General features: G+C 70.8%; 18 protein-coding genes. 8 read left to right on the top strand and 10 right to left on the bottom strand.

Annotated elements, in window-relative coordinates:
- Positions 1 to 71 precede the first annotated feature (71 nt).
- Positions 72 to 1,538, top strand: coding sequence for a hypothetical protein (locus ABZX85_RS30910; protein WP_355875639.1), 1,467 nt, complete (start codon positions 72 to 74; stop codon positions 1,536 to 1,538).
- Positions 1,539 to 1,633: 95 nt separating this feature from the next.
- On the opposite strand, the gene ABZX85_RS30905 is transcribed toward ABZX85_RS30910, so the two are convergent.
- From ABZX85_RS30905 to ABZX85_RS30895, 3 genes are all read right to left on the bottom strand, one after another.
- Positions 1,634 to 2,263 carry a hypothetical protein gene (locus ABZX85_RS30905; RefSeq protein ID WP_355875637.1) on the bottom strand — a complete coding sequence of 210 codons (630 nt, stop codon included), beginning with the start codon at positions 2,261 to 2,263 and terminating at the stop codon, positions 1,634 to 1,636.
- A 248-nt stretch (positions 2,264 to 2,511) separates the two neighbouring features.
- Positions 2,512 to 3,357 (bottom strand): aldo/keto reductase, encoded by an 846-nt coding sequence (locus ABZX85_RS30900; protein WP_355875634.1) that lies wholly within the window; start codon positions 3,355 to 3,357, stop codon positions 2,512 to 2,514.
- A gap of 35 nt (positions 3,358 to 3,392) precedes the next feature.
- A complete protein-coding gene (locus ABZX85_RS30895; RefSeq protein ID WP_355875631.1) occupies positions 3,393 to 3,734 on the bottom strand; it encodes a hypothetical protein in 342 nt (113 codons plus the stop codon).
- A 138-nt stretch (positions 3,735 to 3,872) separates the two neighbouring features.
- Between ABZX85_RS30895 and ABZX85_RS30890 the strand changes: the two genes are divergently transcribed.
- Entirely contained in the window at positions 3,873 to 4,448 is a 576-nt protein-coding gene (locus ABZX85_RS30890; protein WP_355875628.1) for a helix-turn-helix domain-containing protein, read from the top strand.
- A 23-nt stretch (positions 4,449 to 4,471) separates the two neighbouring features.
- On the opposite strand, the gene ABZX85_RS30885 is transcribed toward ABZX85_RS30890, so the two are convergent.
- The 3 genes from ABZX85_RS30885 to ABZX85_RS30875 form a co-directional block, all read right to left on the bottom strand.
- On the bottom strand, positions 4,472 to 7,117 hold the full coding sequence (locus ABZX85_RS30885) for a family 78 glycoside hydrolase catalytic domain (protein ID WP_355875625.1): 2,646 nt from the start codon (positions 7,115 to 7,117) through the stop codon (positions 4,472 to 4,474).
- Positions 7,118 to 7,223: 106 nt separating this feature from the next.
- Positions 7,224 to 7,946, bottom strand: coding sequence for a TetR/AcrR family transcriptional regulator (locus ABZX85_RS30880; RefSeq protein ID WP_355875622.1), 723 nt, complete (start codon positions 7,944 to 7,946; stop codon positions 7,224 to 7,226).
- A 99-nt stretch (positions 7,947 to 8,045) separates the two neighbouring features.
- Positions 8,046 to 9,518, bottom strand: a complete 1,473-nt coding sequence (locus ABZX85_RS30875) for an MFS transporter (RefSeq protein ID WP_355875619.1) — start codon at positions 9,516 to 9,518, stop codon at positions 8,046 to 8,048.
- 410 nt (positions 9,519 to 9,928) lie between these two features.
- Here ABZX85_RS30875 and ABZX85_RS30870 point away from each other — a divergent pair, with 410 nt between their 5' ends.
- The 3 genes from ABZX85_RS30870 to ABZX85_RS30860 are packed head-to-tail and all read left to right on the top strand — an operon-like array spanning position 9,929 to position 12,347.
- Complete coding sequence (locus tag ABZX85_RS30870) at positions 9,929 to 10,471, top strand: hypothetical protein (protein ID WP_355875617.1); 543 nt, start codon at positions 9,929 to 9,931, stop codon at positions 10,469 to 10,471.
- Positions 10,472 to 10,473: 2 nt separating this feature from the next.
- Positions 10,474 to 11,685, top strand: coding sequence for a histidine kinase (locus ABZX85_RS30865; RefSeq protein WP_355875615.1), 1,212 nt, complete (start codon positions 10,474 to 10,476; stop codon positions 11,683 to 11,685).
- Positions 11,682 to 12,347: a response regulator transcription factor gene (locus tag ABZX85_RS30860; RefSeq protein WP_355875613.1), complete on the top strand. Its 666-nt coding sequence runs from the start codon at positions 11,682 to 11,684 to the stop codon at positions 12,345 to 12,347. Before ABZX85_RS30865 ends, ABZX85_RS30860 begins: the two co-directional genes overlap by 4 nt.
- 128 nt (positions 12,348 to 12,475) lie before the next feature.
- Here the strand turns inward: ABZX85_RS30860 and denD are convergent, their stop codons facing one another.
- The gene (gene denD, locus ABZX85_RS30855; RefSeq protein ID WP_355875611.1) at positions 12,476 to 13,507 is read right to left on the bottom strand and encodes a D-erythronate dehydrogenase; all 1,032 of its coding nucleotides are present in this window, start codon (positions 13,505 to 13,507) and stop codon (positions 12,476 to 12,478) included.
- A 183-nt stretch (positions 13,508 to 13,690) separates the two neighbouring features.
- Between denD and ABZX85_RS30850 the strand changes: the two genes are divergently transcribed.
- Together ABZX85_RS30850 and ABZX85_RS30845 are read left to right on the top strand one after the other, a co-directional pair.
- On the top strand, positions 13,691 to 13,900 hold the full coding sequence (locus ABZX85_RS30850; protein ID WP_355875609.1) for a hypothetical protein: 210 nt from the start codon (positions 13,691 to 13,693) through the stop codon (positions 13,898 to 13,900).
- Between the two features lie 100 nt (positions 13,901 to 14,000).
- Positions 14,001 to 14,612, top strand: coding sequence for a hypothetical protein (locus tag ABZX85_RS30845; protein ID WP_355875606.1), 612 nt, complete (start codon positions 14,001 to 14,003; stop codon positions 14,610 to 14,612).
- 100 nt (positions 14,613 to 14,712) lie between these two features.
- On the opposite strand, the gene ABZX85_RS30840 is transcribed toward ABZX85_RS30845, so the two are convergent.
- The 3 genes from ABZX85_RS30840 to ABZX85_RS30830 form a co-directional block, all read right to left on the bottom strand.
- A complete protein-coding gene (locus ABZX85_RS30840; RefSeq protein WP_355875603.1) occupies positions 14,713 to 16,203 on the bottom strand; it encodes an LCP family protein in 1,491 nt (496 codons plus the stop codon).
- Positions 16,196 to 16,654, bottom strand: coding sequence for a hypothetical protein (locus tag ABZX85_RS30835; protein ID WP_355875601.1), 459 nt, complete (start codon positions 16,652 to 16,654; stop codon positions 16,196 to 16,198). Before ABZX85_RS30835 ends, ABZX85_RS30840 begins: the two co-directional genes overlap by 8 nt.
- Positions 16,655 to 16,762: 108 nt before the next feature.
- Positions 16,763 to 17,626, bottom strand: coding sequence for a hypothetical protein (locus tag ABZX85_RS30830; RefSeq protein WP_355875598.1), 864 nt, complete (start codon positions 17,624 to 17,626; stop codon positions 16,763 to 16,765).
- A 119-nt stretch (positions 17,627 to 17,745) separates the two neighbouring features.
- Between ABZX85_RS30830 and ABZX85_RS30825 the strand changes: the two genes are divergently transcribed.
- Positions 17,746 to 19,164: an FtsW/RodA/SpoVE family cell cycle protein gene (locus tag ABZX85_RS30825; protein ID WP_355875595.1), complete on the top strand. Its 1,419-nt coding sequence runs from the start codon at positions 17,746 to 17,748 to the stop codon at positions 19,162 to 19,164.
- Positions 19,165 to 19,231 lie beyond the last annotated feature (67 nt).

The following is a 19,231-nucleotide window of genomic DNA, read 5'->3' as shown; positions in this document are numbered from 1 at the left end:
ACGGTCCCCTGGTCCGGGAAACGTCTTCGGTTTTTGTGCGAGGGTTGATGTCTGAGCAGGATGAGCCCGGCATGGAAATGTTGGAATTCGAGCGGACCAGGGCGACGCGTCATGCCTGTGCGGTTCCCTACGCCAACGAATTCATGGCCGAGGTGTTCCGGGACCGGTTGTTCCAGGAGGACATCCGTCAACTCTCCTCGGCACCGGGGACCGATCTTGAACAGGTTCTTCTGCACACCCTCGATGCGAGGAGGCTGCACACCGACCGAGACAAGCGACTTCTGATCGCGGACGGTGTGCTGATACCGTCGGCCATTCTGGCGGGCAGTCAGGGAATGATCGCCGGAGCGGTGGTGATCGTGTTGGTGTTGATCGCCTGCTGCCTTCCGATCGTTCTCCGTGATTCACGGGAGGTCAGGAAGATCCTGGCCGAGATGTCGAGGCCGGGAGGGAGTTGGAAACGTGAGAAGAGGGCCGAACCGGGCAAGCTGAAGGCCCGTCTGGATCTCATTTCGTCGAATCAGTTCAGTGGAGCTTCCTGCCCACTCGACAACGTGTCGATCCACGACGGTTTCGAACCGTTTCGTGAATACGGGCACAAGGTCTCCGGGTGGTCCTTGGTGGTGCCGATGCGTCCACAGGAAGCGTCACTCCTGGGTCCGGCCAAGCCGTTCCAGGAGTTCACCGCGTGGGGTCTCTCGCGCCACCTCAAGCGAAGCCTGGAGGAGCTTCCGGGCAGGAGGTCCCCGGACGAGGCGGTTCTCGTCGAGGACCGGGTCTTCGTGAACGGGAACTCCGCTCGGGGCCTCCACTGGCTCTGGGACGTGGAACATTCCAGGCGGGTGTCCAGGAGATGCGTCCGTCCTGTGCGGCGTGTCGACGACATGCGGGATCTCGTCGACAGCCCCCATCCAGCGGCACGCCACTATCTCGGCGTTCACGTCGTGTCCTGGGGCGGCGAGCTGGTCACCAGCACCTTTCTCCATCTCGCCACTGCGCACAGGACTCTCTACATCGACTGCCAGCGAGTGATCATGCCTCCTGTCGCGGAGAGGTACCGCGTCCTCGACAGGATGGAGAGGAAGCCTTCGAGTGACGCCCGACTGTGGGGAACGGCACTCCTCATGACACCTGTTCGCATCGTCATGGCTCCCGCTCTGATCGTCGGTAGGAAGGCATCGGATCTGGCCCACCGGTGGGACCGGAAGAGGTTGGAGAAGCAGGCGGATTCCAGTTCGGGAGTTGATTTCTCCATCGGCCCCAACGTGCGAAAGGTGATCGGTGAAGGCTTGTACAGGAGCCACTTCCAGAAGATCGACTGCGACCGGCAGCTGAAAGCGGTCGAGCGTCACGTCCTCGCCGAGGTCATCAAGTTCCTCGACGAGAAGGGCATGGACATCTCCGAGTTCAAGTCCCAGCAGACCGTCATCCTGAACGAGGGAATCATCCAGAGCGGGGGAACCAGCCGAACCGACACCATGGTGGTGGGCCGGAACTCCCGCTCCCACCGGTTCACTTCATCACCCGAGGGAAAGTGACCGAGGACGGAGCCGGTTCCGGCCGGCGGCATCAGGCGGCTGTGTTCGGCACACGCCACTCGTGTCTGTCCGCGATCCATCTGGCTCTCGGCCTGTCAGGACAACCGCCAGATGATGAAGTATCCGCGACTCGTTCTCCCCTGCAACTCGGCTCGGACCTGCGCGATGAGATCTATGGCATCGTCCATCAGCTGGGCACGGGCTTCCGCTCGCGCCGGCCAGGTGCTCCATGGCGACCCGGTTTCGATACTCACGTCGTCGATCTCGCCTTCCGACTCCGCCCAGGTCACCAGCTGCGGAAGCCGTGGACCGTCGGTGGCGACGAGCCCGATGAGCTTGCCGCGGAGGGCCGCGTACCGGACGTGGATGACGTCGGAGGCGTAGAGGTCGAGAAGGCTGTCGATGTGAGGATCGATGTTCCATTCCTCGACCGACAAGTACGGCTTGGTGACTTCGTCCAGTTCGTCGAGCCCTTCGAGCAGCCGGTCGGCCCATTTGATCAGGGCGAGATACGGTTCGGCTCGCTTGTCGCGTAGGTCCTGCGCGTGTGATCGCTGGTGAAGCGCGCGCTCTTGCGCGGCCGACAGCCGCTCTTGGGCGTCGAGCGTGTAGCGCGTGTTCTCCCGCTGTGCGCGCAGGGAGAGCAGCGTCGTCGCCAGGCTCGCGACGACCGCCAACCCCGCGACTCCTGTAGATGCCAGACTCACGATGATCTGGGACTCCACGAGCGTCAGCCTCCCAGGGCTTCGGCGTTGCTGGTGACGTGCGGATCGTGGTGTTCGGTCAACTGGGTGCCAGTCCGGGGAGGTCGACAGGCACGGCTTCCAGGATCGGGGAGTTCCCCACGCCCTGCGATCCGAATGGGAAGGCAGGGCCTGGCTGAAGTGCTCGACCCACGTGAGTGGGCATTCGTCCCGATCCGTTGGCGCCCTGGGCGTGCAGGCCGTGCCCGGCAGGACAGTCTCCTTGAACGTCAGGCGAGCGCCGTCAGGCGTGTCACGTCTGTTTCGGTGAGGGTGAGGTCGGTCGCGCGGAGGTTTTCGGTGAGGTGGTCCACCGAGGTCGTGCCGGGGATGGGCAGGACGACGGGGGAGATGTGGAGGAGCCAGGCGAGGGCGAGCTGGGCGGGGGTGGTGTGGAGTTCGGCGGCGATGTCGGTCACCGGGCTGCCGGGCTGGGCGAGTTTGCCCATGGCCATGGGGAACCAGGGGATGAAGGCGATGTTCTGGGCGGTGGCGTACTCAAGGACGTCCTGGGACTGGCGGGTGACCAGGTTGTAGAGGTTCTGGACGCTGGCGATCTCGGTGATCGTCTGTGCCTCCTTGAGCTGTGCCACGGTGACCTCGGAGAGGCCGATGTGCCGGATCTTGCCCTCCTTCTTCAACTCCGCGAGCGTGCCGACCTGTTCGGCCAGGGGGACGGCCGGGTCGACGCGGTGGAGCTGCATGAGGTCGATCCGCTCGGTCCGCAGCTCCCGCAGGGACAGTTCCGTCTGCTGCCGCAGATAGGCGGGGTGCCCGACCGGCACGAACACGCCGGGCCCGGGGCGGGCGTTGCCCACCTTGGTCGCCACGACGACCCCCTCCGGGTAGGGGTGGAGCGCGTCGGCCACGAGACGTTCGGTCACCATCGGCCCGTACGAGTCGGCGGTGTCGATGAAGGTGACGCCCTGCTCGACGGCGGCGCGCAGGACACGCAGGGCGTTCGGCCGGTCGGCGGGTTCGCCCCAGACGCCGGGGCCGGTGAGCCACATCGTGCCGTAGCCGAGACGGCCGACGGTCAGGTCGCCGCCGAGAGAGAAGGTGCGGGGGGTGGTCATGGTGGTGTTCCTCGGGGTCGTTGTCGGGGTGCCGGTCAGCGCGTCGCGCCGGGCAGCGGCTGGAACGTCCAGGCGGCGACGCCGCTCGGGTCGACGGCCGTCGTGAGGTCGAGCCGTCCGGCCGCGAGCGCCTCGTCGTGCGCCGTGAAGGCGGCGGCCGGGTCGCCGTCGATGTCCCAGACGGTCAGGCACCGGTACGGGCTCGGCGGGAGCTGGTCGCTCAGCCGGGCGGGGTGCAGGCGCAGGCGACGCGCGGAGGTCCAGCCGGGGAGGGCCGAGACCTGGGGGATGTGGGTGTGGTCGTACCAGTGGTCGAACTCGGCCTCCCGGCCCGGCAGCGGGGTCGAGAGGACGAGGAGCAGGCTGCGTTCGGACATGGGGGTGCTCCGTGGAGGCGTGGGAAAAGGGGGAAGCCGCGACGGCGGGTTAAAGTGAACCAGCGGTTCATGATTTATAGTGAACCACACGTTCACGTTATTGCAAGCGCCGGACCCCACGGCCACCGGAGGAGCCCCATGACCCCGCCCCGCGCCCCGCGCGCCGACGCCGTCCGCAACCGGCGGAAGATCGTCGACGCCGCCCGCGAACAGATCGCGCTGCACGGACCGGACGTCGGAATGGACGAGATCGCGGCTGCGGCCGGCGTCGCCGTCGGCACCCTCTACCGGCACTTCCCCAACAAGACCGACCTGGTCACCGGCGTGATCGCCGAATACCTCCAGGGCGTCGCCACCGAAGCCGAGGCCGCCGCCGAACGCCTCGCCTCGGGCAGCCGCCCACTGGACGAGATCACCGGATTCCTCGAACGCGTCGTCGAGGCGTCGGCGGCCGACCGCGCGGTCAAGTCGGCCGCCCTCGCCCTCGGCGCCGACCCGGTCGACGAGGCCGCGGTGGCCCGTACGGTCGAGGCGCTCACCGTGCTGATCCGGGCCGGCCAGTCCGACGGCGACATCCACCCGGACATCACCATCGACGACTTCTACCTCCTCTTCGCCACCGCCCCCACCGACCGCCCCGCCCCCGTCCGGGCCCGCTGGCTCACCCTGTTCCTCTCCGGCTTCACCACCCGCGCCCGCGGCGCCGTCGACTGAACGCCCCCTCGGGGACGCCGCGTTCAGCGCATCCCGCACACGTACCGGTGCACCCCGGGCCCCGCCTCGAAGCCCGCCCCGTCCGGCAGCACCACGGCCGCCGACGCCGTCGGCGGGACCGTGACGTCGAGAGTGAAGCGGCCGTCCTCGATCCGCCAGCTCACCGCGATCCGCCCGCGTACCGAGTCGAACTCGGCCCGAGCGCGCGTCAGTCCGCCACCCGGTCGCGGCCGGACGTCGAAACGGCGGTAGCCGGGCGCGTCCTCACGCGGGTGGAGGCCGGCGACATGGCGGTGCAGGAAGGAGACGACCGCACCCTTGCTGTAGTGGTTCATGGAGCCGTGGAGACTGCCGTCGGACCGGACGGCGTCCCAGTCCTCCCACACCGTGGTGGCCCCGGCCGCCACCATCGCCAGCCAGGACGGCACGGTGTCCTGGAGCAGCAGCTCGTACGCCACGTCGAGATGCCCGGCGTCGGCCAGGACGGGCAGCAAGTACGGCGTGGCGAGGAACCCGGTGCCGAGATGGGTCCCCGCCTCACGGACCAGCGCCACCAGCCGCTCGGCGACACCCGCGCGCGCCTCCTCAGGGACCAGCCCGAACGCGAGGGCGCGCACGTACGTTGCCTGAGAATCGCGGGCCAGACCGCCGTCGGGCCGGACGAACTCCGTGCGCCAGGCGTCCAGCACGCGCCCGGCGTAGGCGGCGTACCGGGCGGCGTCCGCGTCCTCGCCCAGCACCGACGCGGCACGCGAGAGGAGCTGCGCGGAGCGGTACAGGTAGGCCGTCGCGACGATCCCCTGGTCCTGGAGGTAGAAGGGGACGTCGCCGTCCCGCGCGGGCTCGGTCCACTCGCCCCAGTGGAACCCCGCGTCCCACAGGTACTCCTCGTGCGGCGCGGCCTCGGGACGGAGCCGGACGCGCTCGGCGTGCCGGCCCTCGCGCGCGGCCGTGGCGGCGAACTCGACCCAGCGGACCATCGAGCGGTAGCTCTCGGCGAGGACGCGCTCGTCACCGTACGTCTGATACGTCTCCCAGGGCACGAGCACGGCGGCGTCGCCCCAGCCGGCCGAGCCGTTGATGTAGGCGTAGGTGTCCTCGGAGCGCCGGTCCAGGCCGGGTTCGGGGACCCAGTTGGGGACGCGGCCGTCGGGCCACTGGTCCGCCGCGAGATCGCGCAGCCACTTCACGGAGAAGCCCGCGACGTCGTAGAGGAAACCGGCCGTCGGGGCGAAGATCTGCCAGTCGCCGGTGAACCCGGCCCGCTCACGGGTGGGGCAGTCCGTGGGGACGTCGCAGGCGTTGCCCCGGAAACTCCACACGGCCATCTCGTGCAGCCGGTTCAGACGCTCGTCGTCGCACCGGAACCAGCCGGTCCGCCGCAGATCGGTGTGGACCACGACCGCCCGCACGCTCTCCGCCGCCAGCGGGCCGGGATGGCCCTCGATGCGGACGTACCGGAACCCGTGGACGGTGTGCCGGGGCTCGAACACCTCACCCGGCCGCCCCGCCGAGACGACCCGGTCCCGCTGCCCCACCGGCAGCACCCCGGCGACCGGGTCGTCCGCGTCGAGGTGATCCGTCGTCACATCCCCGTCGGGGCCCAGACACTCGCCGTGCGTCAACGTCAGCGCCGTACCGGACGGCCCCAGGTCGGCGAGCCGCACCCACCCGTTCACGTTCTGCCCGAAGTCCACGACATGGACCCCCGCCCTTGGCACCCCCACCGAGACGGCGGCCAACTCCTCCACCTGCCGCACCGGCGGCGCCGGACTGCTCGTCAGCCGCCCCGCGTCCCCGTACAGACCACCGCCCACCACCCGCGCCGCCTCCCACCCGGCCCCCTCACCGCCGGGTTCGGACCAGCCGGGGACCACCCGCCCGAAGTCCGTGCTCTGGCCGTCCATCAGATCCGCCGACACGATCTCCGACCCCTGCGAGAACCACCCCTGCCCGGTCCCCACCTCGACGACCGACCCGTCGGCGGCCTCGGCGCGCAGCACACCCCACAGGGCGGTACGGCCGCCGTAGCCGTCCGGAATCCGGTGGAAACCGGTACGCCCCCGGAACCAGCCGTCCGACAGCACCGCCCCGACGACGTTCGCCCCGGGCCGCAGCAGACCGGTGACGTCATAGCTCTGCACATGCAGCCGCGAACGGTACGCCGTGAACCCGGGGGCGAGTTCGTGGTCGCCGACCCGGCTGCCGTTGACGAACAGCTCGTACACGCCGTGCGCCGTCGCGTGCACGCGCGCTCGGACGGGGACGGTGTCCAGGGTGAACGCGTGCCGCAGCAGGTGGGCCGGACGCCGCCCCGCCTCCGGCACCTCGCCCTCGGCGGGTTCGATCCAGCGGGCCGGGGTGTCCGCGCCGATGCCCAGGACCTCCCAGTGGGCGGGCGCGGACCAGTCGCTCTCGCCCTGGTCGGTCCAGACCTTGACCTGCCAGGTGACCCGCTCGCCCGGCGCCGGGTCGGGTCCCGTGTAGGGGACGAGGACGGTGTCCCCGCTCTCCACGCGGCCCGAGTCCCAGGTGCCGGTGCGGACGCGGTAGGCGGTCTGGCGGGCGGTGCCGTCCGGCAGCCACCAGGAGAGCCGGGGCCGGAGTTCGTGGGTGCCGAGGACGGCGTCGTCGAGGTGCTCGACACGGAGACGGGTGGGTGCGGGCATGGCGAACCTCTGGAGGGGGAAGAAGGGGAGCCCTCGGCGTCGGCGCGGGTGAGTGCACGCGTGGGCGCACGCCGGGGTGATCAGGAACAGGGGAGGAGCGCGCGGCTCAGGCGCCGTCGGTTTCCGCGACCGGCAGGCTGCGGCACATCGAGTTGAACGCCTCGATCGTCTCCGCCATCTCGACGTCCGGATTCAGCAGCCACTGCAACTGGAGCCCGTCGGAGAGCGCGACCAGCATCCGTGCCATCCGGTCCGCGCCGACGTCCGTGCGGACCACGTCCTGCTCCTGGCCCTGCCGGAGCCCCCGCTCGATGGACTCCGTGAGATCGGCGTACCGGCGGGTGAAGAACGCGTGCGCCGGGTGCTCCGGGTCCGAGGCCGCGGCGGACAGCGTGACGAACAGGTCCACCAGACCGCGGTGACCGGCGTTGTGGGCCGCGGTCCGTACGACCGCCTCGCCCGGGGAGGTGACGTCGGTGGTCGCCTCGACGTCCAGCGCGTCACGCTCCGCCAGCACCGCCACCAGCAACTCCTCGCGGGAGCCGAAGTGATGCAGCACCCCCGCCTGCGAGATCCCGACCCGCTCGGCGATCTCCTTGAGCGACGAACCCCGCTCGCCGTGCTCCGCGAACACCTCCAGAGCGGCCCGCAGAATCTGCTCGCGGCGTTCGCGGCCCTTGCGGTAGGGGCCCCGGGGGTTCTGCGGCATCGTCACGCTCCGAAGGTACTGCACCGGGGCCTTCCGCATGCCACCGGGGACGAGGGCGGTGATCCCCGGGGACAGGCCGTCGCGGCGGCGGGTGAGGCCGAGCGGGGTCCGACAGAACATGGGCGAGGCTGCCTTTCGAACAAGGAGCAAGGAGTAAGGAACAAGGAGGGAGGAGCCGGGGCCGCCGTCGCGGGGCAGGTCGTACGGCGGCCCCGGCGGTCAGGCGCCGGCCGCCGCCGGTTCGGCCGGGCGCAGCCGGGGGATCAGCAGGACCGCCAGCGCGCCGAGGACGGCCAGACCGGCGCCGAGGAGCATGGCGTTGCGGTAGCCGGCGTCCAGATAGAAGCGGGTGCCCTGGACGATCCGGCTGTCCTGGGCCAGCACGACGTACACCGACTGGCTGACGACGGCGATCACCACACCCTGGAACAGTGACTGGAGACCGTTGGCGGCGGCTTGCTCCTGCGGGGTCACCGCCTGCATGAGAAGCACCGGCCAGGACGACACGATCAGGCCCAGCGCGAACGCGGACACCACGCCGAGCAGCATCAACTGCCCGTCGCTGTAGTGCCATTGCCGCTGGAGCAGGAACCCGGCGGCGGCGAGCAGGGCGCCCAGCCCCAGCGGGACCCGGGCGTCCAGCTTGCGCAGCGCGGCACCCGAACCGAAGCCGACGACGAGGATGAGGACGCTCGACGGGATGCCGATCACCGCGAAGTGCGTGGCGGTCATGCCCAGCCCGTCGGAGACCCCGGGGATCTTCGGGAACAGGACGAGCAACTGGCCGATGATGCCGGTGCCGTACACCGTCCCGGTGACCAGGGCGGCGGCCAGCGTCACGGTCCACACCGAGCGGCGCGACAGCATGCGCAGGTCGAAGATCGGGTGCGCGCTGCGGGTGTCGGTCACGACGTAGACGAGGACGGCGAGGAGGCCCCCGAGGATGAAACCGAGGGTGCCGGAGTCGGACCAGCCCCAGTCGCCGCCCTTCCCGATGCCGTACGTGAGGCTTGCCGCCCCGCCGCCGAGGAGGGCGCCGCCGAGCCAGTTCACCTTGGTGCGCGGGGTGCGCTGCGGGGTCTCCGGGATGACGGTGAGCAGGAGCAGCAGGCCGATGCCGGTCGCGGCGGACAGCGCCCAGAGCACCCCGCGGAAACCGAAGGAGTCGAGCAGCCAGCCCGTCAGGAAGGGGCCGCCGAGCGCCACGAAGGCGATGCCGCTGCCGATCAGCCCGCTGGCCGTGCCCGCCTGTCTGGGTGGGAACAGCTCGCGGACGGAGGCGTAGGCGAGGGCCGCGATCGGCCCGTAGAACCCGGCGATCGCCCGGCCGAACAGGAGCATGCCGTAGCTGGTGGACAGCGCGGCGACGATGTCGCCGACCAGGCCCAGCACGGTGATGGCGATCATGACGTTGCGCTTGCCGTGGAAGTCGGCGAGCTTCACGACGAACGGTGTGATCGCGGTCGTCACCAGGCCCGGGACCAGGATGAACCAGCCGATCTGCGTGGTGTGGAAGTGCTGCGCGACGGACGCCTGGGCGTTGCCGCCGAGCAGACCGGACAGCGAGAGCAACTGCGTCGGCCACATGAGCGCGAGCGCGATCAGGGCCAGACGTACGCCGAGTCCCGAGGACTCCTCGGGCCCCTCGGCGGGAGCCGGGGCGGTCGGGGACGGGGTGGTGGAAGAAGACACGGCGATGTGACCTCTCTGCGGGGAGGGGCGATGGCGGGATTGAAACCTTTCAGTACGTCGACGACTTGAGGGATGTTCGGGTGTCGACCGGTACCCGCCAAAGGGGAGGGGAGTGGTGAGCGCTCGTCGAATCTGTCTGAACAGTTCGAATCGGCGCGTGAGCGGCGGGGCTCACCCTCGGAAAGCTAGCGCCGTTCAGTATTCGTGGCTAGGGTTTCGGCCAAGGAATCTGATTCCGTCACGAGGAGGGGGAGGGGTGGCGGGTCGGCTGCCGAGGTGATTCGCGCGGTGAGTGAAACGATTCATGCATTGGAGGCGCGGGCACTCCACCCTCACCGGCCGGTGATGTCCACCCGCATCTCCACCCGTGGGTCCAGGTGCGTGAAGCCTTCCGTCAGCAGGATCGAGGCATGAACACGACCGACTGGATCACCGACATCGCCCTCGTCCTCATCGTCTTCCGGCAGTTGCGGGAGGACCGGCTGAGCCTCAAGTCCTACCTGATCCCTCTCGGGATCGTGGCCTTCGTGGCGTCCCAGTACCTCACCGGTGTGCCCACGGGGGGCAACGACCTGGTGCTGATCGGCGCTCTGACGGCCGTGGGCGCGGCCCTCGGCATCGCGGGGGGCGTCTTCACCCGGATTCGCGCCGTCGGCGGACACCTCCTCATCAAGGCGGGCGTCGCGTCCGCCCTCCTGTGGGTGCTCGGCATGGGTGCCCGGATGGCGTTCCAGATCTGGGTCGATCACGGCGGCGCCGACGACGTGGCCCGGTTCAGCGTCACCCACCACATCACCTCCAGCGATGCCTGGGTCGCCGCGTTCGTCCTGATGGCGATGACCGAGGTGATCACCAGGCTGGCCACGATCTTCGTCCGGAGCCGCGTGGCCGCCCGCGCCCCGCAGGGGCCCGCCGGCCGGCGCCCCGCGACGGCCCTCAGCCACACCGCCTGACCATGGGTTATGGTCACGCCGTGTCCGCATCCGACCGTGCCCCCGCCCCCGGGCCGGCTCCCGTGGAGGAGTCCGGCCCGCGGGCCGTGCCCCGCCACGACAACAGCCTGCACGGCGTCATCACCCTGGGCGTGATCGCCTCGGCCGTCGCGACCGTCCGGCCGGTGGGGCTCGAAGGCCGGGGCCTCGCGGTCGCCGCCCTGCTCGCGGTCTGCTCCGTCGCGCTGCTGGCCCGGCATCTGTCCGACGACCGGCTCTCCCCGCGCGTCGCCCTGGTCTGGCTGACCACCGGCGTCATGGCCGCCGCCGCCCTCCTCGCCGTCAGCGACACCGGCGCCGGCTATCTGTTCGCGTACTTCCTGGTCGGCCACATCGGCTACCGACTCCCCGCCGGACAGGCGCTCTCGCTGGCGGCCCTGTGCGGCCTGCTGTGCGCCGCCGTCCTGTATCTGCGCCCCGGCCACGGTCACGACCTGCTGCCCTGGCCGGTCGGCCTCACCACCGGCGTCCCGGTCGTCGCCGGGATGCTCAGCCGCAGCCGGCAGCGCGCGGTCGAGGCGATGGTCAGGTCCGCCGAGTCCGCCGAGCGGGCCGCCCGCGCCGAGGCCCGGGCCGCCGTCCTCACCGAGCGCGGCCGGATCGCCCGGGACGTCCACGACGTGCTGGCCCACTCGCTCGCCGGGATCAACATGCAGCTGGAACTCGCGGACGCCCTGATCGACACCGGTGACCTGGACAGGGTCCGCGAGGCGCACGACAAGGCGCACAGCCTGGTCAAGGAGAGCCTGAAACAGGCCCAGTGGACCGTGCACGCGCTGCGCGAGGACTCCCTTCCGCTGGTGGAGAGCCTGACGGCGATGATCGAGTCCTCGGGCCACCGCGACGTCCTCACCGTCACCGGAACCGTCCGCGAGCTGCCCGCGCAGGTCACCCAGAACCTGCTGCGGATCGCCCAGGAAGCGCTGACCAACGCGGCCCGGCACGCCCCGGGCGGCGACGTCGCGGTGCTGCTGGCGTTCGCTCCCGAATCGACGGCGCTGAGCGTCCGCAACGGCCCGGCGGCCCGTGCGGCGGACGGTGGCGTCGGCAGCGGCATGGGACTGATAGGAATGCGCGAACGCGTCGCCCTGCTGGGCGGCACCATCACCGCCGGTCCGGTCACGCAAGGACCGGACCGCGGCGGCTGGCAGGTGGAGGCAGTGATCCCGGGATGAGCGAACCGACCGAGAACGCACGGCCGTTGAAGGTGATCGTCGCCGACGACCAGGCCGCCGTCCGTGAACCGCTGGCCGCGGTGCTCGCCCTGTCCGACGGCATCGAGGTCACCGCCGCCGCGGCGGACGGCACGGAGGTCCTCGCCGCCGTCGCCGCCGCACCGGTGGACGTCGTCCTGATGGACCTGCGCATGCCCGTCATGGACGGCATCGAGACGACCCGCCGACTGGCTGAGGAGTACCCGGAGACGGCCGTGGTGGTGCTGACCACGTTCGCGGACGACGACTCGATCCTGGCCGCCCTGGGCGCCGGCGCCCGCGGCTATCTCACGAAGAACGCGGGACGCCAGGACATCGTCCGCGCGATCCGGGCCGCCGCCGCGGGACAGTCCGTCCTCGACCGCGAGGTGCAGGACCGCCTCCTCGCCACCGTGCGCTCCCGCCCGCCGGCCGCCGGGCCGCCCCTGCCCGCGGACCTCACACCCCGCGAACGCGAGGTGCTCACGCTCATCGGGCGGGGACTGCCGAACCGGGCCATCGCCCAGGAGCTCTTCGTGAGCGAGGCCACGGTCAAGACGCACATCAACAACCTGTTCGCCAAGGCGGACATCCGCGACCGTGCCGACGCGGTCCGGCGGGCCCTCGCCGCAGGGCTGGTCTGACACCCGAGATCCACCGTCGGCTCCCGTTGGCGGGGTGTCTCCAGGTGACAGGGGTGGCTCCAGGTCCCACCCCGCTCGCCTCGGCACGGGCCCCGCGAACAGGCGGCGGTCAGCCCGGCCGACGGCAGTCAGCCCGGCCGCCCGCCCCGGTGTTCGGGCGCCACCGCCTCGGGATGGTCGGCGATGTAGGCGCGGACCAGCGACTCGAAGTCCGGGTCGGGTGCCAGCCCCAGGTCCGTGGCGCGGCGGTGGTCGAAGACCGCGGGCCAGGAGCCGACGACCGCCTCCACGGCCGGGTCCGGTGAGACGGTCACCAGGCCGGCGGCCCCGGCGCCCGCCACCGTCCGCAGGGTGACGAGCATGTCGGCCACCGAGACGGTCAGGGCGGGCACGTTCACCGCCGCCGTCCCCTCCAGCTGTCCCGGACCACTGCCGCGCTCGGCCTCCGCGACACGCAGCACGGCCCGGACGGTGCTGCGCGGCGAGGCCAGGGCCACCTTCAGCTCGGGGGAGACCGGGCAGACGGCCGGCCGTCCCGCGAGCGGCTCACGGACGATCGAGGAGAGGAAACCGGACGCGGCGGCGTTCGGCGCCCCGGGCCGGACCGCGACGGTCATCAGCCGGACCACCCGCCCGTCGACGAAGCCCCGTCGGGTCATGTCCGCGATCAGGTGCTCACACATCAGCTTCTGCGTGCCGTAGCTCGAACGCGGCACCGGCAGGGTCGTCTCGTCGACCGCGGCCGGAACGCCCCCGCCCGGCAGCGGTCCGTACACGGCGAGGCTGCTGGTGAACACCACCCGCACCACCGGCCCACCACGCGCCGCCTGCGCGCGGGCCGCCTCCAGCAGCGCGCGGGTGGTATCCACGTTGACACGCATCCCGAGGTCGAAATCGGCCTCACACTCCGCGGACACCGCCGCCGCGAGATGGAACACCACATCCACAGGCTCCCCGAACACCTCGTCGAGACAGCCGGCCAGCTCACCCGACACCACCCGCACCCACGGCTCCACAGGCACCGAACCCTCGCGCCAGGACACCCGGTCGACCAGCACCAGCCGGGTCACCGGAACACCGGCCAGCGACGGCGCGCGCAGCAGTTCCCCGACCAGCAGCCGCCCCAGGAACCCGGCCGCACCCGTCACGACGACCCTCATCGATCGCTCCCTTGTCCACAGGTTTGAGAACGAGTGTCGATGACGTCGGGGGCGGGTGGGAACACCGAGGGGGTGTGACCGTGCGGTCCGGAGTGTGCGGATTCCGTGGTGTGACACGCCGGTGTATTCGAGACAGGATATGCAGGGCAGAAGCAGCTCAGGGAACAGGAAAGGAATGATCAGGTGAAAGAGATCAAGGTGAGCCGCGTTCTCTCTTTTCGATCTCGCGGGCCCGAGGAGAAGACCTGGCCGGAGCGTGAGGAAACCGTCCGGGACGGCATCGAGGGAGACGAAGGCGGCGGGGAAAGCGGAACGCGTGAACCGCGCACCGATCCGCCGATGAATCCGGGGCACGGTCAGGAACGCGCCACCCCCGAGGGCGACAGGGAATGAAAGGTCTGTGAAGAGAGCGCCGGTCGTTCTTTTCCGCGCCTAGTGTTGCCGCTGACAGCGATCCCCGAAAAGGGAAAGATCACTTGCTCAGGGGGAACATGTGAAACGACGCGTCATTTTCCTGTTGGCCGCCCTGGTCGGCGTATTCACGCTGCTGACGGCCGGCTCGGCGCAGGCCCGGACCCAGACGCCGGACACCGGGTCCGGCACCCGCTCGCTCCCGGTGAACGTGGAGCAGCGCATCGCGGCGCTGGAGGCGTCCGGCGCGAAGATCCTGGACGTCACCTCCGCCCCGTACGTGAAGGCGGACGCGAAGACCGGCGCGGGGAAACTCGCTTACGGCTCCGCGGAGAGCGGAAAGGCGGAGGCCACTCCGGCCGCCTATCCCACGGGCTGCGGCCTGTGGGTCCTGGTCTACCGCCAGGGAAACCTGATCTACAACGACTCGCTCACTTCCTGTCTCTACCAGGTCCTCGACATCCAGATGCACAGCGGACTCGCCTGGTCACGCTGGTTCGGCTGGGAGGAGCTCTACTCCCAGACCTTCGACACCGACGACAGTTCCTCCCTGGACACCTATATCTGGGTGGACTGCACCGGCACCGGCACTCATGACTACCAGGGTGTCACCAACGGATTCATCGAGACGTACAGCGGCGACGAGTATTACGCCGCCGCGTACGACCAGATCGACCGTATCGAATGCGGTTGACCGCTCCCGATGAATTGACGCGGAAGGGCCCGTGCGTCTCGGGCCCTTCCGTTCGGTATTCCACCAGCGAAATCCCGACGGGAATTACCTGGCTGCCCCGTCAGTCGACGCACGGCACGCCGCCCGCCTTCACCGCCGGACCGGAGTCCGCCGACGTCGTGCTTGAACTCGAAGGAGAAGGCGTCGGGGTTGTCCCGCCGGGGTGCGTGTAGTCGCCCCCGAGGGTGACGGCGACATGGCCCGCCGGGACGGCCGGACCGGCGGTGGTGGTGTCCGCGTGGAGGAGACCGGCGACGCGCTGGGCCGCCTGCTGGGCGCCGGGGCCGTAGCGGACGGTGGTCGTGGGCTGGGGGGCGGTGTTGCCGGTCGTGCCGGCGGTGAAGCCGAGTGCCGTCAGGGAGGACAGTGCGGCGGACGCGAGGCCCCGGCCGCCGTTGCCGTTGACGATGTCCACGGTGGCGGTCGCGCTGCCGGAGGGGGTGGGAGACGGGGCGGCGGCCGTGCCGAAGGCTTGGCTCACGATCGACCGGATCTTGTCGGGGTCCACGAGGTTGACGTCCTCGCGGTTGCGGATGCCGAAGCCCTCGATCGGGAGGGTGTGGAAGACGACGTTGCCGCCGGTGAGATCGGGGGCCTCCTGCGCGAAGTCGAGCACGTTCCAGCTGTCGTCCAGGACGACGTCCTTCTTCACGACGTCCAGCAGCCCGCGCAGCTTGGCCGGGCTGCCCCAGACGCCCTCGGACTTCAGCTGATGGGTGACCGTCGAGATGAACGCCTGCTGCCTGCGCGTCCGGTCCAGGTCCCCGGCGTCGAGACCGTGCCGCTGCCGGACGAACGCCAGCGCCTGCCGGGCGTTCAACCGCTGTACGCCCGCAGGGAAGTCGGCCCCCGAATAGCGGTCCCGCACCGGCTTTCTGAGGCAGACCGTGATGGGCTGGAGGACCTTCGCGATGTCGTAGAAGCCGAGGAGGTTGACCTCGGCGAAGTGGTCGATGGGCACGCCGGTGAACTGCTGGACCGTGGCGAGCGTCGCCTCGCGCCCTGCCTCCCGGCTCCTCGCCTCCAGGTCCGCGCCCTCGACGCCCTGCCGCGCGTATCTGTCGTGGGCCGTCGTGTACGCGTTGGCGTACGCCTCCTTGATCTTGAAGTGGCCCTGCACCGAGCCGTCGCCGTTCAGCGTCCGGACGTAGTCGTCGCGCGGGATCGAGAACGCCTGCACCTTGCCGCCGTCGGCGGGGATGTGCATGAGGATCAGGGTGTTGGTGTTGTAGTACCCGATGTCGCTGGACCCGGCGTGCAGTTCGGTCTGCACGAACTGCCGGGGCAGGTCGTCGCCGTTCATGTCCTTGCGCGAGTCGAGGCCGACGAGCAGCAGGTCCACCGAGTTGTCGAGATGCCGGGGCGCCTTGGCGCGTACCGCGTCGAGCGCGTCGGAGGTGGTGAGCCCGTGGGTCAGGGAGCGGTACGCGTACCAGGTGGTGCCGCAGCCGAGGAGGAGGGCGGCCGAGACTGCCCAGGTCGCCGCGCGGAGGAGGGGGAGCCAGCGGCCGGAGGCGGAGGGGCGTGGACGGTGTCCTGTGCGTTCAGGCATGACGCCTCCCGTTCATCCTGGAGCGGAGCACGGCCACCGTCAGCGCCACGACGGCCACCGCGCACTCCGCCGACGCCATCGCCGGGAACACCGCGACGGCCCAGCGCACCAGGCGCGTGGGCAGCGGACCGTCGGACACCGCCACCGCGCCCGCCGTGACCCCGGCCACGGCGAGGGCCGGGAGCGGCGCCACCCAGCCGAGGCTGCGGCGGCGTACCGCCGCGAGGCCGGCGAGCAGGGCTCCCGTCGTCGCTCCGGCCACCACGCCCCAGCCGGGGCCGCCGCCGGTCAGGGCGTCCACTCCGTATCCCAGGAGCAGCGGGGCCAGCAGGAGTGCCGCGATGGCTCCCGGTCCGGGCCGTTGGGTGACGCGTTCCTGCTGATGGCGCATGTGCTGGCTCTCGCTCGTCTCGTCGGGGGAGGGGGAGGAGGGGGAGGGGCGGGAAGGCACGACTGGTGAGGGGGTGCCGTCCCGGGCTGTCACCAGTGAGACGGAGAAACAGCCCCGATAGTTGCACGGTCGCGCAACTGGGCAAGTGTTCTCGATGGCGGGGTCCGGCTACCGCTTCAGAGCCACCGTCAGCGTCCCGGTCCGCCCGGGACCGGTCTCGGTGCGTGTCCAGCCCCGGTCGGAGGCGGTGCTGCTCCAGCGGTGGCCGTCGAACGTCACGGACGCGGCGTGGAGTCGGGTGGCGTGGCAGACCAGCCAGAGGGCGAGCGACCAGCCCGCGGCGGCGTGGTCGGCCTCGAACGAGTAGGTGACACCGCCGCCGGCGGCGGGCAGAGGAGTCGGCGTGCCGCCGAACTCCCGCTCGACCTCCGTCGCGACGCCGCCCCCGCTCGCCCCGCTGTCGTAGGCCCCGCCGACCGTGCAGCTCAACCCCGGCCCCTCCCGCCCCGTCAGCACGTCCGCCAGCGTCGCCGCCATCCCCTCGTGCCGGGCGTACGCCTCCGGATAGCCGCTGCGCTGGACCCGCTGCGCGGCCACCGTGACCGGCAGGCCGAGGTAGTCCGGCACCCTGACCAGCGCGTCGAAGAACTCGCCCGACGCGTGGACGGGGTCGAGGATCTGCGCGGACGTCCCCCACCCCTGGGACGGGCGCTGCTGGAACAGGCCGAGCGAATCGCGGTCCCCGTAGCTGAGGTTGCGGAGTTTGGACTCCTGGATCGCGGTCGCCAGGGCGATGGTGACGGCCCGCTCCGGCAGGCCCCGCGCGTGGGCCACGGCCGCGATGGTGGCGGCGTGGGACGCCTGGTCCAGGTCGAGGGTGACCGTCGAGCCGTCCGCGCCGTGCGCCGTGCACCCGTCGGAAACCGGTGAACGGATGAACCGGACGGTGAGGTAGCCCGCGAGCGCCAGCACGACGCCCACCCCGGCCACCACCGCCCACACCCTGCGGCGCCGTCGTCCGTGAACCGCCACGCGGACCCTCCTCTTACCCGTTCCCGACCAGTGTATTTGCATTGTTGCGCAAGTGTATGACTATCTTGGCGGTGCTCCGGACCGGGGGCATGACGGTGGATCGGACGGAGGGGTACGGCATGACGAGTCGGCGCGAACCGGCAGTGCCGCCAAGCCGGTTGGGCTCGCTGAGCGACCGGAACCTGGAGCTGCTCCTGCTCCTGGCCGCCGTCGCCATCTGCGCGTACGGCTACGCGGAGACGGCCCTCGCGGTCGGCGGACGGCTGCCGCCGGACCTGGCGAGGACGTGCCTGGCGGCAGCCGCGCTGCCCCTGGTGTGCCATGTCGCCGTACGACGGTTCGCGCGCCACGCCGATCCGCTGATCCTGCCGCTGGCCACGCTGCTCAGCGGGCTCGGGCTGGTCCTCGTCCACCGCCTCGACATCGCCTACGGGACGCTGTACCGGCACGCGACCCCGGCGGCACCCGGGCAGTTGGTGTGGTGCGGCATCGCCGTGGTGGGGTTCGCGGCGACGGTGGCCCTGCTGCGGGACCACCGCAGGCTCCAGCGCTATCCGTACCTCACGATCGCCGTCGGGCTGGTCCTGTTGATGGCGCCGGCCTTCTATCCCGGCGACGTCTACGGCGCCAAGCGGTGGATCTTCGTCGGGCCGCTGTCCTTCCAGCCCGGCGAGTTCGTGAAGATCGTCATCGTGGTGTTCTTCGCGGGGTACCTGACGCTCCGCCGGGACGCCCTCGCGCTCGCCGGACGGCGGCTGCTGGGCCTGTACCTGCCGCGCGGGCGGCAGTTCGGGCCGGTCGCCGCGGTGTGGCTGCTGAGCCTGCTCGTCCTGGTCCTCGAACGGGACCTCGGGACCTCGCTGATCTTCTTCGGGCTGTTCGTGGTCATGCTGTACATCGCGACCGAGCGCACCAGCTGGGTCGTGTTCGGCGTCGCGATGTTCGCCGTCGGCGCGTTCGTCGTCGGGTCCTTCGAACCGCACGTGCACGGCCGTGTCGTGGCCTGGCTCCACCCCATGGACATCTTCCTGCCGCCCGGCGAGCGCCCGCCGGGGCTGATCTCCGACCAGGCCGCCCAGGCGCTGTTCAGCTTCGGCTCGGGCGGCCTCCTCGGCACCGGTCTCGGCCAGGGCCACCCCGAGCTGATCGGCTTCGCCGGGCGCAGCGACTTCATCCTCACCACGGTCGGCGAGGAACTCGGCCTCACCGGCGTCACGATCGTCGTCCTCCTCTACGCCCTCCTCGCCGAACGCGGCCTGCGCACCGCCCTCGTCGTCACCGACCCGTTCGGCAAGCTCCTCGCCGGCGGTCTCGCCACCGCGCTCGTCCTCCAGGTCTTCGTGGTCTGCGGCGGCGTCACCGGCCTCATCCCCCTCACCGGCAAAGCCCTCCCCTTCCTCGCCCAGGGCGGCTCCTCCATGGTCGCCAACTGGCTCCTGATCGCCATCCTCGTCAAGACCAGCGACACGGCCCGCCGCCCGCCACCGACCCCGGCGACAGAGGTCAGCGCCGCCGAGACCCGGGCCGTACGCGCGTGAACGGGTACGGCGGGCCGAAGCGCCGGACCGGGTTCCGGGCAAGGTGAACCGGCCGACCTGTCCCACG

It is taken from the genome of Streptomyces sp. NPDC004539, assembly GCF_040610055.1.
GTDB lineage: Bacteria > Actinomycetota > Actinomycetes > Streptomycetales > Streptomycetaceae > Streptomyces.
Note: the sequence above shows the minus strand (reverse complement) of the source record. Positions and strands in the feature narration are given on the sequence as shown.